The sequence below is a fragment of the Dyadobacter koreensis genome (genome assembly GCF_900108855.1).
Classification (GTDB): domain Bacteria; phylum Bacteroidota; class Bacteroidia; order Cytophagales; family Spirosomataceae; genus Dyadobacter; species Dyadobacter koreensis.
Window position 1 is genome coordinate 305,593 of sequence record NZ_FNXY01000004.1, and the last position, 19,319, is coordinate 324,911.

The following is a 19,319-nucleotide window of genomic DNA, read 5'->3' on the forward strand; positions in this document are numbered from 1 at the left end:
CAAAAATTTAAAGACAAAATACTATTCCAAAACTTCATAAATCTGCATGGCTTGCTGCTTATTTTTCAGATTCACCTCTCCAATCACCCGGCATTGAAACGCCTCTTTAATTTTTTCGTATGCCGATTCTGGTACTACGATTTGTCCGGGACCAGCGACAGACTGTAATCTTTGCGCGACATTTACCGCGTCTCCTATCACCGTGTAATCCAAGCGGCGCAAAGTTGCCGACCCGATATTTCCGCTTACCATTTCCCCGGAATTAATACCGATCGCGACATTGGGAAAATATTCAGTCTGGTTATGGAGCTGTTCTTTGAAACCATTAATCTGATTTCTTACGGCCAGCGACGCTTCTATCGCACGATCCAGATGATAGTCACCCTTAAAAACTGCCATAACCGCATCTCCCATAAACTTGTCGACAAGGCCGCCATGTGCCAGGATTTCCTTCACCATGACATCAAAATATTTGTTGATCATCTTTACCACATGGTCCGCAGGTTCACGTTCCGAAATTGACGTAAAGCCGCACATATCCATAAAGACAACCGAAGCCTCGATATTTTCGCTGGAAGTCAACGAACTCTCAAAAGCGCCGCGTGTCATGAATTGCAGCACCGACGAATCTACATACATCCGTAGAATATCGTTTTCCCGAACTGCTTTCAGCGTTTCTTTCAATTGTTCGACATATTTCAACGTCTTTTCCATCGTTACTTCAAGATCCTGAAAATCAATCGGTTTACATAGAAAGTCAAACGCTCCCCTATTCATCGCAGTCCGAATATTTTCCATATCACCGTATGCCGAAACAATCACCGATTTAAGGAGCGGACTCAACTCACTCAGCTTCATCAACAACGTCAAGCCGTCCATTTCCGGCATGTTGATATCGCTCAAAACCATGTCCACGTCAGGATGCTCCGCCAGCATTCTCAAAGCAACTTCTCCATTCTCAGCAAAAATGAAATCATACTGCTGCTCCCGGATCTGCCTGCGAAACTTTTGTTTTATAAGTAACTGCAAATCAGGTTCATCGTCAACCACAAGGATTTTAGCCTTCATATCGTTCTTGTAATTTTTGTTTCAGTTCTACGAAATTTACCGGTTTCGTCAAAAAATCATCTGCACCAAATTTCATAGCCTGTTCATAATTATCTGTATCACCATATGCCGTGATCATCATCACAATTGGCGGAGCCATCGGATGGTCTTTCCGGATTGTCTTCAAAAGTTCTATTCCACTCATTCCCGGCATATTAATATCCGAAAGGATCATCACAATTTCCGAAGCATGGCCTTCAAGATAGTCTAAAGCATCCTCTCCTGAAAAAGCAAAAGAAAACTCAAATTCGCCGTTACGGATTTCTCTTCTGAAACGCTGTTCAAAAAGTGCCTTCACATCCGGCTCATCGTCAACAACTAATATTTTCATATAACAAAGTATCGTATGACTAAGTATTTAAGGAGACAGGCAGCGTAATTTTAAATTCGGTCCCTTCGCCAGGTGTCGAAGTTACATCCAGAATTCCTTCGTGCGCCTTGGTGATTATATCGTAACTCATCGAAAGTCCGAGACCCGTTCCCTGCCCGGTAGGTTTTGTTGTGAAAAACGGTTGGAAAATTTTCGCTTTTACATGTTCAGGCATACCCGTTCCGTTATCCGTGACGCGGATATATAACTTGCCGCCAAATAATTTTGTGATGATCTTCACTTCCGGCTTGTAGTTCGCAAAAGCAGGATTATCTTTATTCAATCGCTTCTTTTCTGCGACCGCATAAAATGCATTGGTAAACAGATTTAAAAAAACTCTTCCCAAATCCTGCGGCATTACCGCTACTTTTCCTATTGTCGGATCAAAGTCTGTGGTAAGCGTTGCATTGAATTCTTTATCCTTTGCACGCAAACCGTGATAAGCCAAACGCATGTATTCATCCGCCAAAGCATTCACATCCGTCGGCTCTTTCGTCCCGGATGAAGCACGCGAATGCTGCAGCATACCTTTAACGATCGAATCAGCGCGTTTTCCGTGATGTGTAATTTTCTGTTGGTTCTGGCTTAAATCGCTGATTATACCTGCGATATACTCCTTATCAGCATCTGGAATTTCCGTTTTATTAATCTCCTCCTCCAGCTCCTGACACAGCTCTACCGAGACCTCTGAGAAGTTGTTCACAAAATTTAAAGGATTCTGAATTTCATGAGCGATCCCTGCTGTCAACTCTCCGAGCGAAGCCATTTTTTCACTTTGAATAAGTTGATTTTGAGTTGCCTTTAATTCATCCAGCGCCCGTTGGAGCTCGATAGTCTGGATCGTCAATTCCTGCGTACGTTCCGCGACCAGATATTCGAGTGAAGTTTTTTTAGCTTCATTCTCCTCGTCCTTGCGTTTTTGTTCCTCTCTTTCTTTTTCCAGAACCTTCTGCTGCTTCCGAAAGTTAAACCAAAGAGCAAGCATCCATAAAAAAGAAAAACCCTTGGCCAGTTCGAAATAATTCCGATAACTTTTGTACTGCGTTGCTGCTACAAGCTCAAAACAATCTCCAAGAAAACTTACTATAACGTACGGATATAAAGATTGTACGGTGCTCCGTATGGATTCAAAATCCTTTTCTTTGTGAATGACATAAAGAATATAAGCTACTAACGGGTAGGATAGCCACTGTACAAGCTGAGATTTATTAAAAATCCAAAATGCCACAATCAAGCCGATGGCGATAGATCGGGCAAGCAGCAGCTTTTTGTCCCACTCTTTATAAACCAGCGCAGTGTTGAGTCGTTGACGGATAAACTGTATTAGAAAAAAAACTACTAAAAATAAATCCATATCTGGAAGGTAATTGAAATAATGGCTAATTGCGTGTTATCAGAACGGCTTTGAACGGTCGTTTTTACAAAAATCTGATTCAATTGTGAATCTATAAAGAATGTACGGATTTTTTAATAGAATCCCCGAAATGGTTGTTAAAACAAGCCTTTTTAAAGCATGTTCGACCATAATCATAGACTTTGCCGAAAGTTAATTTCACGGGATAAAATAAAACGGCTATCTTTTCGGTCTGATTTAAATCTTTAATTTTTTCTTAAAAACTAATGACTTATTTAGCTGACCCGGATCGCTACGAGCAGATGACTTACCGTCGGTGTGGCAAAAGCGGACTGAAACTTCCTGCCATTTCATTAGGGTTATGGCATAATTTCGGTGGTGTTGATGTTTACGAAAACTACCGATCCATATTGACAACCGCCTTTGATCATGGCGTTACACACTTTGATCTCGCCAATAATTACGGTCCGCCGCCGGGATCTGCGGAAGAAAATTTCGGCCTGATCATGAAAAAGGACCTTGCGGCTTACCGGGACGAATTGATCATTTCTTCCAAAGCAGGGTATCTGATGTGGCCCGGTCCATATGGAGAATGGGGTTCAAAAAAATATCTGGTTGCGAGTCTGGATCAGAGTCTGAAACGTATGGGACTCGATTATGTCGATATATTTTATCACCATCGCCCGGACCCTGATACGCCACTGGAAGAAACGATGGGAGCACTGGATTTGATTGTTCGTCAGGGAAAAGCGCTTTATGTTGGATTATCAAATTACCAGGCCGGCGAAGCAGATCGAGCAATTGCCATTTTAAAAGACCTTGGGACGCCATGTCTGATTCATCAGCCGAAGTATTCCATGTTCGAACGTTGGGTAGAAGGCGGATTACTCGATGTATTGGAACGCGAGGGTGTTGGGTGCATTCCATTTTCTCCTCTGGCACAGGGACTTTTGACCGACAAATATTTAAAAGGTATTCCTGCCGATTCGCGAGCCGCCAAACCGGAAGGTTTTTTGCAGGAAAATCAGGTAACTCCGGAGTTGATTGAAAAAATCAGAAAACTGAACGATATCGCTCTGGAAAGAGGGCAAACACTGGCACAGATGTCGCTTGCCTGGTTATTAAAGGATCCGAGAATAACCTCCGTACTTATTGGGGCCAGCCGGGTGTCCCAGCTACTTGACTCATTGGCTTGCCTTAATAACAAGGACTTCACAAATGATGAACTTGAAAGAATATTAACAATCCTGTAAATTTTCATACAGCCGGCATTTTAAAAAATGACGGCTTATTTTTTTTCTGATAACTTATCATTGGCACATGAAAACTTTAATTTTTTCAATCTTACTTTTTACTACTCTACCCTCTTTTTCTCAAATTGTTGTTTCCGGTGTCGATATCAATTCAATCGATAGCATAAAAGTATGTACAGTAAAAATAGAAAATATCGACCAGATCTTTGGAGATAAAGATATTTCGGTTGACTACGGGCAAGTTGAACGAAAGGCAACTAAAAGATTTACAGAAAAACTAACCGGAAAAAGATTGAATTTTAACTCTGTAACCCATGTCATAAATTATATGGAAAATAATGGCTGGCTTCATTATAACTCACAAATTCTTGCCACAAAAACAGAAACGATCCACTATTTTCATTTTAGGAAAAAATAAAATTGACAAAAACTTGCAAACATACCAACAAGTATGTAGGTTTGCATCATGGACACCCGAGGCGAAATCTTACAGAAAAATTTTGAGGCGATGCGCTTGCATGGTTTTCAGGGATTGCGCACGGACAAGGTAATTGCGCAAATGGGTATTACCAAAGGTGCATTTTACCATTATTTTAAAGATAAGCTAAACGTTGGTTACGCCATTGTTGATGAGCTGATTGCACCGGGCTATAAGCAGGCATGGATAAATCTTGTTCGCGATGACATGCATATTATCGACGCAATCGCTGAAACGCTGAACATGATTGCAGGATATTCAACTCAGGAAACGATTCATTTAGGATGTCCGTTAAACAATCTCATTCAGGAAATGTCTCCGCTGGATGAGGGTTTTAATAAACGTCTTTCGGCAATTCTTGACGATGAGCGGAAATTAATCAAAGCAGCTCTAAAAGCCGGGTTAGAAAATAAAACGATTAAGTCAGAGGTTGATCCGGACGCGCTCGCTTATTTTATATTAGCCTCTCTGGAAGGAAGTTATACGATCGGAAAATCGTTTAACAGCTATACAAAGTTTAAAAGCTGTATTGCTCAGTTAATTCAAATTTTAAATTCTTACAAACAATAATTTTTTTACCAAAACACATACCAACCAGTATGTATGTAAACTTAAAAACTATGAAATATGTAATCACAGGTGCCAGCGGGCACACAGGAAAAATAGTGGCGGAAAGGTTATTAGGCGCCGGACATGAGGTAATTACTATCGCCCGGAAAACTAAAAACATCCAGCACTTGGTTGAAAAAGGAGCAATAGCAGCAATTGGCGATCTGTCAGACGAAACTTTTCTGACAAAAACATTCCATGGTGCGGATGCGGTTTATGCACTTATTCCTCCTATCTGGGTCATCGATGAGTCATGGAGAGCATTTCAACGTAGAATTGGTACCAATATCACAAATGCCTTAGAAAACGCAGCCATAAAAAATGTCGTGATCCTGAGCTCGATGGGTTCGCAGCTCGCCCCTTTCGGGGCTGGTCCGGTTAGTGGTCTTGGCGAGTGGGAACAACAGCTCCAAAATGTCAGGAATTTGAACGTTCTTGCTCTACGCCCAGGTTATTTTATTGAAAATCTTTACGCATATATTCCTCAGATCAAGGGGCTCGGGTCATTTGGAGATGCATTACTGAAAGATCTGAAAATTCCATTAACGCATACGCGTGATATTGCCGAAGTAGCAGCCAAGCGTCTGTTGGAATTAAATTTCGAAGGATTTTCAAGAGAATTTATTGGTGGCGCACAAGATTATACCATGGAAGAAGTAGCGTCAATACTCGGAGAAGCGATCGGCCTGCCAGAACTTCAGTACGTCCAGTATCCGGCAGAGGATGCTAAAAAAGGTATGATTGGAGCAGGTGTTCCTCCACAGATTGCGGAGGGCTATATCCAGCTTTTCGATGGTCTGAATTCCGGATCATATCTGGCTGACTTTGTACGGACTGCTGATAATACAACCAAAACCACTTTGCAGGATTTTGCCGTGGAATTTGCTTTTGCTTATCAAAACAGTTAGAAAAGCGTAATCAGTCAAAAAAAGTACGCAAAACTGACAATGGTCATTATTTAATAAAGATAACTTTTTGACTTTTGTTACATGTCAAATACCTATCGTATTTGAGGTGAGAAAATATTTATGAAAAATCCCTGGCAATTTGCCGGGGATTTTTGTTTGCAGCCTTCTAAAAATTCAATCTTCCCTGCTGATTATATTGACGATAAAAAATAATAAATATAATTCCATATTTTTCTATTGATTATCAGAGAATTACAAATTTAATTGAAAAATAAAAGTAAATTCTGACGGAAGCTTTGTAACCTTTTCAAAGGTTCGCAGTTTCCACTTTAAGATCACAAAAAATAAGATAATTGATTGAGCGCACTAACGGATAATTCGCTGATGCTCCGTGTAAAGTCCGGAGACCTTGACAAGATGGGATTGCTCTTCGAGCGGTACCATCGTCCGTTGTTTTCATTCCTTTATCACATGACAGGAACTGCCGAAACCAGCGAAGATATTGTTCAAAATGTATTTTACCGGATGCTGAAATACCGTCATACTTTCACGGGTGAGGGCGAATTCAGAACATGGATGTATCACCTGGCAAGAAATGTTTTAAACGATTCAATCAAACAGAATAAGTCGAAAAATCATGAGGATGTGCACGTTATGGCCGATCGGATTGCAGGCGGAAACCCGGCAGACGAGGAATTTGAAAAAAGGCAGGATGCCGAATCTCTGCATAGAGCTATGGCGCAACTAAGCGAAGATCATCGGGAAATATTGGTATTAAGCAGGTTTCAGGAATTAAAATACGAGGAAATTGCAGGTATCCTTAACATCACCGAAGGGACGGTGAAGGTCAGGGTACACCGGGCTTTGGGAGAATTGAAAAAGGTATTTTTAAGTAATGAAAATCAAAGGAAAGCACATGACTTGTGACCATACAAAAGCAAAGTTCACGGATTGGTTAAATAAACCGTCGACGGACCCCGAAAAGATCAGAATCGAAAAACATCTTGCAGGATGTCCTGACTGTCAGCAGGAATTTAACGAGCACAAGCTGCTTTGGGATATGATGGGAGAAGCTAAGGTGAAGGCTCCGAGCGAATCCATGCGTGCCAATTTCAACAGCATGCTTGGTGAATATAAAGGTAGCATTAAACAAAAAGACAGGTACTCGTTCGAAAATCTGGTTCAGGCAGTCCGGCAATTTATCATACCACAGTGGACCGTTCAATTGACTTTCAGCCTCTTACTTGTTGGTCTGGGCTGGCTTATCGGTTTCAGAATGAACCGTAACGAAAAAGCATCCACGGCGTATACAGAGCAGATTGACACACTTGCAAATCAGATTCAGGAAATGCGTCAGGTGATGATGCTGACTTTAATAGAGAATCCGTCAGCTACCGAACGGCTGCGTGCCGTTAGTTATACAAATGAAATCACTCATGCGGATGAAAAAGTTATCGAAGCGCTTTTTTCCACGCTCAATAATGACCCGAATGTGAACGTGCGGCTGGTAACCCTGGAAGCCATCACCCAGTTTGCCAATGATCCTCTGGTGAGAGAACAACTGGTTCATTCACTGACTAAACAAGACTCTCCCATGGTACAGGTTGCGCTTGCCGACGTCATGGTGAAATTGCAGGAAAAACGTTCCATCAAAGCTTTTAAACAGATGCTTCGCCAGGAGGACCTCAATGAACTGGTGAAGAATAAAATCGAACAGACGATCAAAGATCTTACTTAACCAAAAATCAATTTATCAGCCATGAAAAAAATAATGATCCCGTTTCTGGTGGGACTGGTACTTTCTTGTACCCAAGCACCAGCACAAAAGACCGTTTTCAAAGAACATATCAGCAAGGATTTTCCCATCTCAAATGCGTCAGGACACAATGTTTTAGCTATTTACAATATCAATGGATTTATCACAGTGAAGGGCTACGACGGCGACAAGGTCCTCGTGGAAGTGGACAAGACACTTTCTGCCGGAAATGAAGAATTGCTTGAAGCAGCCAAGCAGGAATTTAAAGTAAATCTGGAACAAAAAGATGATAGCGTACTTGCTTACATCACTGAACCTTTCGATAGCAGACCCAATCGCAACAATAAAAACTGGGGCAACCGGGACAAAAACAGATACGATTTTCGGCTAGAATTTACAGTTACAGTCCCTTATTCAATGAACCTGCTGGTTTCTACGGTGAATGGTGGTGATGTCACGGTTGAAGATGTGACCGGCTCTTTGAAAGTTTCGAACGTAAACGGCGCTATTAAACTAGCCAATGCGAAAGGTACTTCCGATATAAAAACCATCAATGGAAATGTCGAGGCCAATTATCTGATTGTTCCACCGGGTGAATCGCAATTTAAAACGCTCAACGGTGATGTGATTGTAACTTATCCTCGGACCCTCTCAGCAGATTGCCAGTTCAAAAGTTTCAACGGAGAATTTTTTACGGATTTTCCTGATGTAGCAACTTTACCCGTAACGGTAGTTAAAAACCAGGAGAACAGCCCGGGAAAAACAATTTACAAACTCAATACCGAGACCTCAATACGAATTGGCAATGGAGGTAAAACATTCAGATTTGAGACGTTCAACGGAAATATTTATTTAAAAAAACAATCCTGATCATATGAAAACCCACAAATTAATGGCGATAATTTTATTTGTCACCACAAGCATGAATACCATCAACGTCGTCGCTCAGAACGATTTAAAAGAGCAAATTTCAGTCGCGCTGACTGACTCGTCAAAACCTGGGTCGCTGGAAGTAAAAATAATACGTGGCTCAATTCATATTGTAGGATATGCCGGAAAAGAAGTTATTGTCGATGCTGTCTCCAAAGAGGGACGTGAGAAAAATGAGGTTTCAAAGGACGAAGCTGCGAAAGGATTAAAGCGGATTTCCTCAGGCCGAAATGGGCTTGATCTAACAATCGAGGAAGAAAAAAATAACGTGAGTATCAAAGTTGCAATCCCCAAAAACCCGGTCAATCTAACGATCAAAGTTCCAATGAATTTTGATCTGCGCGTTGGAACGGTCAACGAAGGCGATGTAAAAATTGAAAATGTCAGTGGTGAAATGGAAATCTCAAATGTTAACGGAGCAATTCAGCTTACTAATGTTTCTGGGTCCGTAGTGGCAAATACTGTGAATGGAAATCTGAAAGGAAATTTTAAAGCAATTAACCAGACAGCACCTATGGCGTTTTCGACACTCAACGGCGCAGTCGATATAACCTTTCCCGCGTCTTCAAAATTCGATGTAAAACTAAAATCCGATCGTGGCGAAATATATAGTGATTTTGATATAGACGTTGATAAAACCGTCCCGAAAACAGTCCGGACGTCAAATGAAGGTATGCAAAAAGTAAGTATTTCCGACTGGGTTCAGGGCAAAGTCAATGGTGGTGGAAAAGAGGTGATGATGAAAAATATGAATGGCAATATTTATGTAAGGAAAGCTAAATAACTGAAAAAGAACATACAACTTGATTCCTGTTAAAGAAAAATGAATCACTTTAACAGGAATTTATTTTTATCCGGAATGCGCCTGCAGAAGTTGCCTATAACCATTCAGTACACTTGACTTTGAAATAAAACCTGCGAACTCGCCTGACACCTTAACAACCGGCAAATGCCATAGACCTGTTTCATCGAACTTGCTGGCAACCGTCACAACTGAATCATTTTCCATAATAACTGCTTTTGGCTGCTGCATCAGGCTACCGGCGGTCAATGAACTGTCAAGATCACGGCTGAAAAGAATTGGCCTTAAATCATCCAGCGTTATTATTCCTACCAGTGTTAAATTATCGTTTAAAACAGCTACTAGGTTCCTTTTGCCGTTTTTCAAAACTTCACGAAGTTCTTCAAAGGAAGATTTATCATTGATAACCTGCGCATCTTTATCTAATAGGTCAAGGGTATGCAAAAGTGACAATAAATTTCGATCGTGCTGTCTCGTAAAGATTTTTCCCTGACTTGCCATTTTTGCCAGGTCCGGAGAGATGGGCGAAAACCATTTGGCCATTAAAAAAGAAATTACGGAAACCATCATTAGTGGAATAAAAAGATCATATCCTGAGCTCGATTCTGCGATAAGAAAAATAGCGGTTAACGGGGCATACAAAACCCCACTCATCACTCCGGCCATACCAACGAGAATCAGGTTAGTGACCGGAACTCCTTCAATACCCGCCTGGCTACACAGTAGTGCAAAAACATAACCCAAAGATCCACCGGCGAATAGTGAAGGAGCGAAATTCCCTCCATTCCCTCCTGCCTGAATTGTGATCGAAGAAGCAAATGCTTTCAGCAAACAGACAACAGCTACAAAAACGATAATTACCCATTCGCGGTATCCGATAAAACTGAAAAAACTGTTTTCAATTACCTCTTTTATCTCTCCATTTGTAAAAGATTTTATCGTCTCATAACCTTCGCCAAACAAGGGCGGATATAACACACACAAAAAGGACAGTATAGCTCCTCCAACCATCGCCTTTCGAACCTTTGTAAGTTTCAGCGAGTGAAAAAAGTCCTCGATGTAGCTGGTTATGACAAGAAAATATCGTGCGTAAAAACCGCATAATAAACCTAATATCAAATAAAACGGAAGGTTGTGGTAATCGAAAGCGCCGCGGGTGTGAAACTGGAAGAGAACTTCTTCTTTTAATAAAATTCTTGAAATCAAACTTCCGCATACAGCTGCAACTACGAGAGGTATAAAATCTGAAAATACGACGCCCGTCAGCAAAATTTCAAAAGCAAACATCATCCCCGCAATCGGAGCGTTAAACGCTGAGGCGATACCAGCCGTGGCTCCGGCGGCCAATAGCAACGTACGTTCACGGTAATCGAGTTTATACGTTTGTGCGAAATTCGACCCGATCGCTGCTCCTGTTACCGCAATCGGACTTTCCAGTCCGGCAGAGCCTCCCAAACCTACTGTGATAGCACTCTGAACAATTTGGGAATACATTTTAACGGGAGAAACATTACTGGCATTTTGTGCGATCTCAGCCAGTATGACTGGAATTCCTTTTTTATCGAGGCCTTTGAAAAACAATTTCACGACGATTGCTGTAATCACAATACCCAAAAAAGGAAAAATAAGATAGAACCAGACCTGTTCCTCAAAATGAACTTTGTAGGTAATGATGTAGTGTATGTAATGGACGAGTGACTTTAAAACTACACCGGCAAACCCAGCCGTACATCCGACCATAATACCTGAAAGTATCAAAAACTGGCTTCGGCTCAATATGCTTTTAAGCCAAAACATCACCAGTTCGTAACTCTTCACCTTATCGATACTGAATCGTGTAAAGTCGCGTTTGAACTTTAAGAAGCTGTAATATTTTTTTATGTGTTTACTCTTCACCCCAAATCTTTTATCTTCAAATTAACATCTTTTTTAGGGAATACCTCCCCTTTTCAATCTGAATTCTTCAAAAAATCGTACTAATAGTGTTGGGGACAGCTTTTGTAAAGAAAAAAGTGCAAAAATCTCCATCGTACGCAGTTTAGCACAACCTTTCTAACATTTGAACGTATGATTACAGCCCTAAAAATCATTTTTTCGATAATTCTGATGTGGATATGTTACGTTGTAGTCACGACCAGTCTTACAAGCAATCTATTTGAAGAGTGGGATTTTCTCGGATCAATCCCCTGGATGCGGGCTACATTATGGGACTTTTATGCCAACGCGTTCATCATTTATCTGTGGATTTTCTATAAAGAGCCTGATATGCTCCCTAAAATTGTCTGGTTCTTTATGATGTTTTTCCTGGGCAGCATTGCCAGTTGTGCCTATATTTTAATTGAATTATTCCGTTTAGAGCCGGAAGAAGGCGTTTTCGATCTTATTACTAAACGACATGAGTGATTCCGTTCTGCTGCCTGTTATTATATCGCTTATTACTTGCTGTGTCATCATGAGCTTCGTCTGGCTTTGGGCTAAAAAAGTCAAAAACGCCGGAATAGTAGATATTTTCTGGTCTTTTAATTTTCCTGTGATTGCGGTGATCGTATATTTTTTTTCTGATGGATTTCAGACGAGAAAAATTATACTCTCTGCGATGGTACTAATTTGGGGTGTAAGACTTGGCACACATCTGGGCAAACGTGTACTAAGCCATTTGCATGAGGAAGAAGGCCGTTATGCGCAGCTTCGAAAAGATTGGGCTCCCATCGCAGATAAAAAGTTTTTCTGGTTTTTTCAGGCTCAGGCATTTTCCAATGTCTTGCTTGCAGCTCCGTTTTTCATTGTCACCCAGAACAAAGTTCAGGAATTATCAATATTTGAGTATATCGGTTTTTCGATCTGGATATTTGCAATAATTGGCGAGGCGACTGCCGACTGGCAGCTTGATCTGTTCAAAGAAGATCCCGACAATAAAGGAAAGGTCTGCGAAACTGGTTTGTGGTATTATTCCCGTCATCCCAATTACTTTTTTGAATGGCTGATCTGGGTTTCTTATTTTGTTTTCTCACTTGGCTCACCGTATGGTTTGATTTCAGTGACTAGCCCTGCGATCATTTTATACCTGCTGTTCAACGTGACCGGAATCCCAGCCACAGAACAACAATCTTTACGATCGAAAGGCGCACTGTATTCTGCTTATCAAAAGTCCACCAGTGCGTTTTTCCCGTGGTTCAAGAAGAAAAATCAGATACCCCAGAAAATTTAGCTACTGACAAATCTATTTAAAAATTCATAGCGTATATCGCTTAAACAACATTTTAACCCGCCTTATAAAACTATGTGGTATGACAAGCTGCTGGAACAAAACCAGATTCCTGATTTTCTAATCCGGATGGGTATTCGGAAATATTTGAAACAACGTTTGAAGGAGGAAGATAAGGGAAGCCAGGAAGCACAGCGCCAGCATCTTTTGAATTTTGTTGACATGCTGAAATCATCGCCAATAGCTGTGAATACCGCAGAAGCTAACGAGCAGCACTACGAGGTTCCCACCGAGTTTTATAAATATTGTCTGGGCAAAAATCTTAAATACTCGTGCGGTTTTTGGGAACCCGGTGTTACTGATATCGACACGTCTGAAAGAGATATGCTGGAAATAACCTGTCATAGGGCTGAACTGGAAAACGGACAGAACGTTCTCGAACTTGGCTGCGGCTGGGGTTCTTTATCCTTACACATGGCCGCCAAATATCCGAGTAGCTTATTTACGGCTGTTTCAAATTCTAAAACTCAAAAACAGCACATTGACCAGCAGGCTGCATTACTTAATATTACTAACCTGAAAGTGATCACTGCCGATATCAATGTTTTTGAAACTGATGAAAAATTTGACCGGGTAGTTTCAGTTGAGATGTTTGAACACATGCGTAATTACCAGCTGCTGATGAAAAAAGTGGCATCCTTCCTTGACGATAACGGAAAATTGTTTGTACATATATTTACGCATAAAGAATACGCATATCTTTTTGAGGTAAAGGATGAAACCGATTGGATGAGCAAATACTTTTTCACGGGGGGCGTTATGCCAAGCAATGACCTTCTGCTTTATTTTAACGAAGATTTGCACGTGGAGAACCAGTGGCTTATAAATGGCACACACTATGCAAAAACTTCCGAAGCCTGGCTTTCAAATATGGATAAACACCAGGCGAAAATCATGCCTCTGTTTGAACAAACCTATGGAAAAGAGCAGGCTTTGAAATGGTGGGTATACTGGCGGATCTTTTACATGTCCTGCGCCGAATTATGGAATTTTGAGGATGGAAATGAGTGGATGGTAAGCCATTATCTTTTCTTTAAAGTGCCTGCGATATGATCAATATCGTCTCAACTGTTATACTTTTTTTAGTCTCTCTGCTGGCTGTTCTGCCTGCTCCGGCTTTTTATCTCTGGCTGTTGGCAATTGCGGTTGACGAATATCCTTGGATCTTTGTACTGCTGACGCTTGCTATCATAGTAGTTAATCTAAAATCCAAAACATTTCCTTTAGCAACAGCTGCAATTTCGCTGATTTCGGTGCTGCTTTTTTTATCAACCAACGTGCGCGCCTATTTCATTGGTCGTGACCTGGAATCAGAGCTGACGGCAGCCTTCGGGGCTTTTGATCCGGATATTGATAGCCCTTATGCACCAACTAGGCAGCTAGCCGGGAATATCCGAGTTCCGTATAACCCTATGGGTTATAAAAAAAACGGGGCAAAAACATTGATTCTAAACTTTTACCCCGCTCAGAAAAAAGGAGACAGACCGTGCGTAGTGGTGATTCACGGAGGTTCGTGGAAAAGCGGAGATAATCAGCAGCTTCCGGAACTGAATGAATATCTGGCGCTGAAAGGATACCATGTGGCGGCGATAAATTACCGTTTGGCTCCTGATTTTCAAAGTCCCGCGCCCGTTGAGGACGTTGCGGATGCATTGTTTTTTTTGAAAAATAAAGCAACTGAACTAAATATAGATACAACAAATTTTATCATTCTTGGCCGTTCTGCCGGCGCCCAGATTGCATTACTATCAGCATACACATTGCATGATCCCGCTATAAAGGGTGTCATTGATTTTTACGGACCAGCGGATATGGTTTGGGGGTACTCGTTGCCGTCGAATCCCCTGATTATGGATTCACGGAAAGTGATGGAAGATTATCTGGGAGGTACCTATCAGGCACATCCTGAAAATTATAAAAGAAGCTCCCCTCTTTTGTTTGTCTCCGATCATTCGCCTCCAACTTTATTGATCCATGGGAAAAACGATGTCCTGGTTGCATATGAACATAGCCAGAGATTAAATATTAAACTTGAAGAACATAAAATTAAGCACTATCTGCTCACAATTCCGTGGGCCACACACGCATTTGATTATAATTTAAACGGTCCTGGCGGGCAGCTCTCGACCTACGCCGTGATGTACTTTCTCAAATCAGTAACACAACATTCATGAAAAAAACAGCAATAATCGGCACCGGAATTGCAGGAATGGGATGTGGCCATTTTCTGCATAAAACAGATGACATAACGCTTTTCGAGCAAAATGACTATATCGGCGGGCATACAAACACCGTGACCGTAGATGAAGATGGAAAGTCTGTTTTTGTTGATACCGGTTTCATGGTTTTTAATTACGAAACCTATCCAAACCTGACTAAACTTTTTAACGAAATAAATGCGCCGGTCAAAACAACGGATATGTCGTTCAGCGTCCAGCATAAGCCTTCTGGTCTGGAATACAGCGGTTCCAGCCTTAATCATTTATTTGCACAACGGAAAAACATTTTCAGTCTGAAATACTTGAAAATGCTCGCAGAGATTTCCAGGTTCAACACGGAAAGTATACGAATTCTCGACGATCCGCATTATCAGAATTATTCGGTCGGCGATTACATCCGGGAGCTCAGATTCAGTGATGATATGTTATGGAAATATCTGGTTCCGATGAGCTCCGCCGTCTGGTCGACACCAATGAAAGAAATGTTGGATTTCCCGGCGGTGACGTTAATTCGTTTTTTCAAAAACCACGGTTTCCTTGGATTAAACACACAACACCAGTGGTATACGCTCGACAAAGGCAGCCAGTCATACCGTGAAATACTGATTCGGCCTTTTAAGGAAAAAATTCATACGAATCGCCGCGCAGTTAAAATAAGACGTGAAAATGGGAAAGTAAACGTGCTGGCATCTGACGGAACCAGTGAGGTTTTCGACCGGGTTATTATCGCCAGTCATGCCGACCAGGCCCTGGCAATGCTTGAAAATCCGACAAATCTCGAAACGAGTGTTCTTGCGAAATTCAAGTACCAATATAATAAAGCCGTTCTTCACACAGATGAATTTGTCATGCCAGATGCCCGACTTGCGTGGAGCAGCTGGAATTACCGCATTGCTCCTAACAACCGTTATGAGAACGTCCCAAGCACCGTTTACTGGATGAATTTGCTGCAGAATGTATCGAAAAAGCGAAATTATTTTGTTTCAATTAATCCGCAGGACGACCTGAACGAAAAGAAGATTATTAAAGAAATAGATTACCATCATCCGTTATTCGACGTTCCCGCAATTCATGCACAAAGCAGTTTGAAATTTCTGAACGAAACGGGCCCTGTTTATTTCTGTGGCAGTTATTTCAAATATGGCTTCCACGAAGACGCCTTCAAAAGCGCCGTCGATCTGTGTAAAAACCTGAAAGAGTCAAAAAGTTTAATTGAACCAATCTATTAAAATCATTTCGTCGTATATGGGTCATGAACCTTGAAACAATACATTCCTGCTTGTATAAAGCGCGTGTGACACATCACAGGCTTCATCCAAAAAAACATAAATTTCACTACAATATTTTTATGTTTTATCTGGATCTTGATGAGCTTGATTTTATTGCCCAAAAGTTAAGGTGGCTAAGCCGAAATCGCTTTAATCTTTTCAATTTCCGCGATGCTGATCATCTTGAATTACCAAGAGAAAAGCCCGATAAGTCAAAAAAGATAAGAGAACATATCACAACGTACCTGGCGGAACACGGAGTGAATATTGGCCACGGACGTATTATGTTGCTTACCAATTTATGTACGCTTGGATATCAGTTCAATCCGGTTTCATTTTACGTCTGTTATGATGAGCATGAAAATCCAGTCTGTTCCATTGCTGAGGTTTGTAACACGTTCAAGGAAATGAAAGCTTATTTTCTTGGAAATGAAACACTTATAGCTGATAAATTTCATTTAAATACGTTCAAGAATTTCTATGTTTCGCCCTTTATCGATCTGGATTGTTATTTCGATTTTAATATAAAAATACCTGACAAACAGTTGAATATTGCAGTAAATGACTACAATGAAAACGGCGAGCTGTTTTTTTTAAGTAACCTTAAAGGAAGACGCGAAGCACTGACGGATAAAAATATGATCCGCTATTTTTTCAGTATCCCGATGATTACCATGCAGATAACATGGCTGATTCACTGGCAGGCTTTCAAGATTTGGACAAAAAAAATAGCATTTCGAAAAAAAGCAGATAACCCGGAACTACAAACTGATGTTTTCCGGTCGTACAGTTCCTAATTGCCAAGACACCCATTTTTACGATGCTAAAAACCCGCTCAGAACTCAACCAAACATCACAGGCGGCTGAAAAACCAGGTTTATATCAGCAACTGGTATTCAGGCAGCTTAGGCAAATGCATTTTGGCAGGCTGAAATTAACATTGCCTGACGGACAGACATATTCTTTTGGTGATGGAATAAACCCTGTTTATGCTTCCGTCAGCATTACTCATAAAGATTTTTTTAAAAAACTGATATTGTTCGGAGATATCGGATTCGGAGAGGCTTATGTGGAAGGTCTTTGGGAAACGGATAACATTACGCTCGTAATTTCGTGGGTACTTTTAAATATTGAAAATGCGCCAAATGTTTCGGGAAGCAAATCTCAAACATTTGCATTGAACATTTTGCGCGTCTGGAACAGAGTGACGCATCATTTACGATCCAATACGCTGGCCGGTTCGAGGAAAAACATATCGGAGCATTACGATTTGAACAACGAATTTTTCGCCACATTTCTTGATAAAACGATGACGTATTCGAGTGGTTACTTCAAGCGTGAAGATATGAAACTCGAAGAAGCACAGTTTGAAAAATATGATCGTCTTTGCCAAAAATTAAATTTGCGGCCTTCGGATCATGTACTGGAAATCGGGAGCGGCTGGGGTGGAAATGCTATTTTTATGGCAAAAAATTATGGATGCAAAGTGACTTCTCTTACACTTTCAGTTGAACAACAAAAATTAGCAGAAGAACGTATAGCGCAGGCCGGGTTGACGGAACGGATACAAATTTTGCTTATGGATTATCGTCATATTGGAGGTTCATTTGATAAAATAGTCTCGATAGAAATGCTGGAAGCAGTTGGCCATCAATACCTTGATTCCTATTTCCAGAAATGTAATTCTTTGTTAAAAAAAGACGGGATACTTGCAATACAGGTAATCACATGTCCGGATTCACGTTATACGAGTTTGAGGAAAAACGTCGACTGGATACAGAAATATATTTTCCCGGGCTCTTTATTACCTTCGGTTTCGGCTATTAACCAGTCCGTTAACCGGACTGGCGACATGAGCCTTATGGATTTGAAAGAATTTGGTTTGCACTATGCATACACTTTAAAAGCTTGGCTCGACAAATTCAATGATAGTCTGCCTGAAATTAAAAGTCTAGGCTATGACGATCAGTTTATTCGGAAATGGACTTACTATTTGTGCTATTGTGAAGCTGCATTTGCCATGCGGAACATCAGCGTTATGCAGCTCGTTTACAGCCGACCAAATAACACCAATTTTTTATAAAAAAACGCCCGCTGATCTTTATAGCGGGCGTTGGAGTCAAAAGACTGTAAACAAAAAATCAACCATTTCCGCGTGCAAGCTGAACCAGAAGTCTGATATCTACGCCACGATCATTTGAACCATAGCGGGAACCATATCCGCTGCCGGTACCAATGCCCACTCCCATTCCTCCGCCCATGCCAATTCCACCTCCCAGACCGATTCCGATCCTTGGAGAAAAGCCAGACTGCGAGGATGCTCCGTCTATTTTAATGCTGATCCCAAGATTTGAGGATTCTTTTGGGTTCATGGCAATAAGACTGAAAGGGATAGCAATCTGTTCGGTAAGTTCACCATTTTTATCCATGCTGATATGCGATTTTATGCTTCCGTCAGCCTCCACAAGATTGATAAAACGCTGTCCTTGTTTATCTTTCCAAACGGCCTCCTTATTATACGAATCCATCAACAGGTTCAGTCCAAGGCTGTTCGGCAAATCGGTATCAAGTCTTTTTAAAGCTTTTCTGTCTTCTTTCATTACAACGGGAAACAGCAGTGAATAAGCCTCCTTCTTCTGGCCTTCGGGGCTGAACGAGACTTTCAAACCGCTACTCAAAATTTTCTGAATTGTAGACGGGTCACGCGTCGTCATGGTCAGATATAAATAATGCTCGTCGTTAATTATGCCATATGCCAGTCTTGACTCCTGATCTTTCTGGTCTGGTTTAATTTCATCGACATACGAAAAAGGTGCATTCCACTTTGATTCATAAGGAATAGTCTTTGATGAACTACACCCCGCAAGTACCGCCAGGGCAAGGAGGAACAAGCCATTTTTTTTACTTCTCATCTTGCTATTTATAAACACTGAATTTCAATTATAATTAAACGAAATCACTTTCAAATCATTACGAATAATTACGAAAATTCGTTGCATC

General features: G+C 41.1%; 20 protein-coding genes. 15 read left to right on the forward strand and 5 right to left on the reverse strand.

Features of this window, described 5'->3' with window-relative positions; genetic code table 11:
- Positions 1-21 precede the first annotated feature (21 nt).
- Genes BMY70_RS13525 through BMY70_RS13535 form a run of 3 tightly spaced genes read right to left on the reverse strand, consistent with a single transcriptional unit; the run spans position 22 to position 2,831 of the window.
- Complete coding sequence (locus BMY70_RS13525) at positions 22-1,068, reverse strand: adenylate/guanylate cyclase domain-containing protein (protein WP_090335726.1); 1,047 nt, start codon at positions 1,066-1,068, stop codon at positions 22-24.
- Entirely contained in the window at positions 1,058-1,438 is a 381-nt protein-coding gene (locus tag BMY70_RS13530) for a response regulator (protein ID WP_090335727.1), read from the reverse strand. The genes BMY70_RS13525 and BMY70_RS13530 overlap by 11 nt, the downstream gene beginning before the upstream one ends.
- 19 nt (positions 1,439-1,457) lie before the next feature.
- On the reverse strand, positions 1,458-2,831 hold the full coding sequence (locus BMY70_RS13535; RefSeq protein ID WP_090335728.1) for a sensor histidine kinase: 1,374 nt from the start codon (positions 2,829-2,831) through the stop codon (positions 1,458-1,460).
- Between the two features lie 266 nt (positions 2,832-3,097).
- Here BMY70_RS13535 and mgrA point away from each other — a divergent pair, with 266 nt between their 5' ends.
- From mgrA to BMY70_RS13575, 8 genes are all read left to right on the forward strand, one after another.
- Entirely contained in the window at positions 3,098-4,084 is a 987-nt protein-coding gene (mgrA, locus tag BMY70_RS13540; protein WP_090335729.1) for an L-glyceraldehyde 3-phosphate reductase, read from the forward strand.
- A gap of 67 nt (positions 4,085-4,151) precedes the next feature.
- Positions 4,152-4,502: a hypothetical protein gene (locus BMY70_RS13545; protein ID WP_090335730.1), complete on the forward strand. Its 351-nt coding sequence runs from the start codon at positions 4,152-4,154 to the stop codon at positions 4,500-4,502.
- 48 nt (positions 4,503-4,550) lie between these two features.
- On the forward strand, positions 4,551-5,132 hold the full coding sequence (locus tag BMY70_RS13550; RefSeq protein WP_090335731.1) for a TetR/AcrR family transcriptional regulator: 582 nt from the start codon (positions 4,551-4,553) through the stop codon (positions 5,130-5,132).
- A 50-nt stretch (positions 5,133-5,182) separates the two neighbouring features.
- Complete coding sequence (locus BMY70_RS13555; RefSeq protein WP_090335732.1) at positions 5,183-6,079, forward strand: NmrA family NAD(P)-binding protein; 897 nt, start codon at positions 5,183-5,185, stop codon at positions 6,077-6,079.
- Between the two features lie 384 nt (positions 6,080-6,463).
- Complete coding sequence (locus BMY70_RS13560; RefSeq protein WP_090336500.1) at positions 6,464-7,006, forward strand: RNA polymerase sigma factor; 543 nt, start codon at positions 6,464-6,466, stop codon at positions 7,004-7,006.
- Positions 6,975-7,817, forward strand: a complete 843-nt coding sequence (locus tag BMY70_RS13565; protein WP_090335733.1) for a HEAT repeat domain-containing protein — start codon at positions 6,975-6,977, stop codon at positions 7,815-7,817. The genes BMY70_RS13560 and BMY70_RS13565 overlap by 32 nt, the downstream gene beginning before the upstream one ends.
- Positions 7,818-7,838: 21 nt before the next feature.
- Positions 7,839-8,705, forward strand: a complete 867-nt coding sequence (locus BMY70_RS13570; protein ID WP_090335734.1) for a DUF4097 family beta strand repeat-containing protein — start codon at positions 7,839-7,841, stop codon at positions 8,703-8,705.
- A 22-nt stretch (positions 8,706-8,727) separates the two neighbouring features.
- The gene (locus BMY70_RS13575) at positions 8,728-9,549 is read left to right on the forward strand and encodes a DUF4097 family beta strand repeat-containing protein (RefSeq protein ID WP_229209604.1); all 822 of its coding nucleotides are present in this window, start codon (positions 8,728-8,730) and stop codon (positions 9,547-9,549) included.
- 66 nt (positions 9,550-9,615) lie between these two features.
- Here the strand turns inward: BMY70_RS13575 and BMY70_RS13580 are convergent, their stop codons facing one another.
- A complete protein-coding gene (locus tag BMY70_RS13580) occupies positions 9,616-11,463 on the reverse strand; it encodes a chloride channel protein (protein WP_090335736.1) in 1,848 nt (615 codons plus the stop codon).
- 171 nt (positions 11,464-11,634) lie between these two features.
- Here BMY70_RS13580 and BMY70_RS13585 point away from each other — a divergent pair, with 171 nt between their 5' ends.
- The 7 genes from BMY70_RS13585 to BMY70_RS13615 all read left to right on the forward strand — a co-directional run bounded on the left by BMY70_RS13585 (position 11,635) and on the right by BMY70_RS13615 (position 18,402).
- On the forward strand, positions 11,635-11,970 hold the full coding sequence (locus BMY70_RS13585) for a DUF1475 family protein (RefSeq protein ID WP_090335737.1): 336 nt from the start codon (positions 11,635-11,637) through the stop codon (positions 11,968-11,970).
- On the forward strand, positions 11,963-12,775 hold the full coding sequence (locus BMY70_RS13590; protein ID WP_090335738.1) for a DUF1295 domain-containing protein: 813 nt from the start codon (positions 11,963-11,965) through the stop codon (positions 12,773-12,775). The genes BMY70_RS13585 and BMY70_RS13590 overlap by 8 nt, the downstream gene beginning before the upstream one ends.
- Before the next feature lie 72 nt (positions 12,776-12,847).
- On the forward strand, positions 12,848-13,885 hold the full coding sequence (locus BMY70_RS13595) for an SAM-dependent methyltransferase (RefSeq protein WP_090335739.1): 1,038 nt from the start codon (positions 12,848-12,850) through the stop codon (positions 13,883-13,885).
- Entirely contained in the window at positions 13,882-15,006 is a 1,125-nt protein-coding gene (locus BMY70_RS13600) for an alpha/beta hydrolase (protein ID WP_090335740.1), read from the forward strand. Before BMY70_RS13595 ends, BMY70_RS13600 begins: the two co-directional genes overlap by 4 nt.
- Positions 15,003-16,280 carry an NAD(P)/FAD-dependent oxidoreductase gene (locus BMY70_RS13605; protein WP_090335741.1) on the forward strand — a complete coding sequence of 426 codons (1,278 nt, stop codon included), beginning with the start codon at positions 15,003-15,005 and terminating at the stop codon, positions 16,278-16,280. Before BMY70_RS13600 ends, BMY70_RS13605 begins: the two co-directional genes overlap by 4 nt.
- Before the next feature lie 23 nt (positions 16,281-16,303).
- A complete protein-coding gene (locus tag BMY70_RS13610) occupies positions 16,304-17,116 on the forward strand; it encodes a DUF1365 domain-containing protein (protein ID WP_090335742.1) in 813 nt (270 codons plus the stop codon).
- 23 nt (positions 17,117-17,139) lie between these two features.
- Complete coding sequence (locus BMY70_RS13615) at positions 17,140-18,402, forward strand: SAM-dependent methyltransferase (RefSeq protein ID WP_090335743.1); 1,263 nt, start codon at positions 17,140-17,142, stop codon at positions 18,400-18,402.
- 58 nt (positions 18,403-18,460) lie between these two features.
- Here BMY70_RS13615 and BMY70_RS13620 read toward each other — a convergent pair whose 3' ends face one another.
- Complete coding sequence (locus tag BMY70_RS13620) at positions 18,461-19,231, reverse strand: hypothetical protein (protein ID WP_090335744.1); 771 nt, start codon at positions 19,229-19,231, stop codon at positions 18,461-18,463.
- Between the last annotated feature and the right edge of the window lie 88 nt (positions 19,232-19,319).

Bases quoted from the DNA above. Each gene is read 5' to 3' on its own strand.
- BMY70_RS13525 (WP_090335726.1), bottom strand. From the start codon at position 1,068: ATGAAGGCTAAAATCCTTGTGGTTGACGATGAACCTGATTTGCAGTTA.
- BMY70_RS13530 (WP_090335727.1), bottom strand. From the start codon at position 1,438: ATGAAAATATTAGTTGTTGACGATGAGCCGGATGTGAAGGCACTTTTT.
- BMY70_RS13535 (WP_090335728.1), bottom strand. From the start codon at position 2,831: ATGGATTTATTTTTAGTAGTTTTTTTTCTAATACAGTTTATCCGTCAA.
- mgrA (WP_090335729.1), top strand. From the start codon at position 3,098: ATGACTTATTTAGCTGACCCGGATCGCTACGAGCAGATGACTTACCGT.
- BMY70_RS13545 (WP_090335730.1), top strand. From the start codon at position 4,152: ATGAAAACTTTAATTTTTTCAATCTTACTTTTTACTACTCTACCCTCT.
- BMY70_RS13550 (WP_090335731.1), top strand. From the start codon at position 4,551: ATGGACACCCGAGGCGAAATCTTACAGAAAAATTTTGAGGCGATGCGC.
- BMY70_RS13555 (WP_090335732.1), top strand. From the start codon at position 5,183: ATGAAATATGTAATCACAGGTGCCAGCGGGCACACAGGAAAAATAGTG.
- BMY70_RS13560 (WP_090336500.1), top strand. From the start codon at position 6,464: ATGCTCCGTGTAAAGTCCGGAGACCTTGACAAGATGGGATTGCTCTTC.
- BMY70_RS13565 (WP_090335733.1), top strand. From the start codon at position 6,975: ATGAAAATCAAAGGAAAGCACATGACTTGTGACCATACAAAAGCAAAG.
- BMY70_RS13570 (WP_090335734.1), top strand. From the start codon at position 7,839: ATGAAAAAAATAATGATCCCGTTTCTGGTGGGACTGGTACTTTCTTGT.
- BMY70_RS13575 (WP_229209604.1), top strand. From the start codon at position 8,728: ATGGCGATAATTTTATTTGTCACCACAAGCATGAATACCATCAACGTC.
- BMY70_RS13585 (WP_090335737.1), top strand. From the start codon at position 11,635: ATGATTACAGCCCTAAAAATCATTTTTTCGATAATTCTGATGTGGATA.
- BMY70_RS13590 (WP_090335738.1), top strand. From the start codon at position 11,963: ATGAGTGATTCCGTTCTGCTGCCTGTTATTATATCGCTTATTACTTGC.
- BMY70_RS13595 (WP_090335739.1), top strand. From the start codon at position 12,848: ATGTGGTATGACAAGCTGCTGGAACAAAACCAGATTCCTGATTTTCTA.
- BMY70_RS13600 (WP_090335740.1), top strand. From the start codon at position 13,882: ATGATCAATATCGTCTCAACTGTTATACTTTTTTTAGTCTCTCTGCTG.
- BMY70_RS13605 (WP_090335741.1), top strand. From the start codon at position 15,003: ATGAAAAAAACAGCAATAATCGGCACCGGAATTGCAGGAATGGGATGT.
- BMY70_RS13610 (WP_090335742.1), top strand. From the start codon at position 16,304: ATGAACCTTGAAACAATACATTCCTGCTTGTATAAAGCGCGTGTGACA.
- BMY70_RS13615 (WP_090335743.1), top strand. From the start codon at position 17,140: ATGCTAAAAACCCGCTCAGAACTCAACCAAACATCACAGGCGGCTGAA.
- BMY70_RS13620 (WP_090335744.1), bottom strand. From the start codon at position 19,231: ATGAGAAGTAAAAAAAATGGCTTGTTCCTCCTTGCCCTGGCGGTACTT.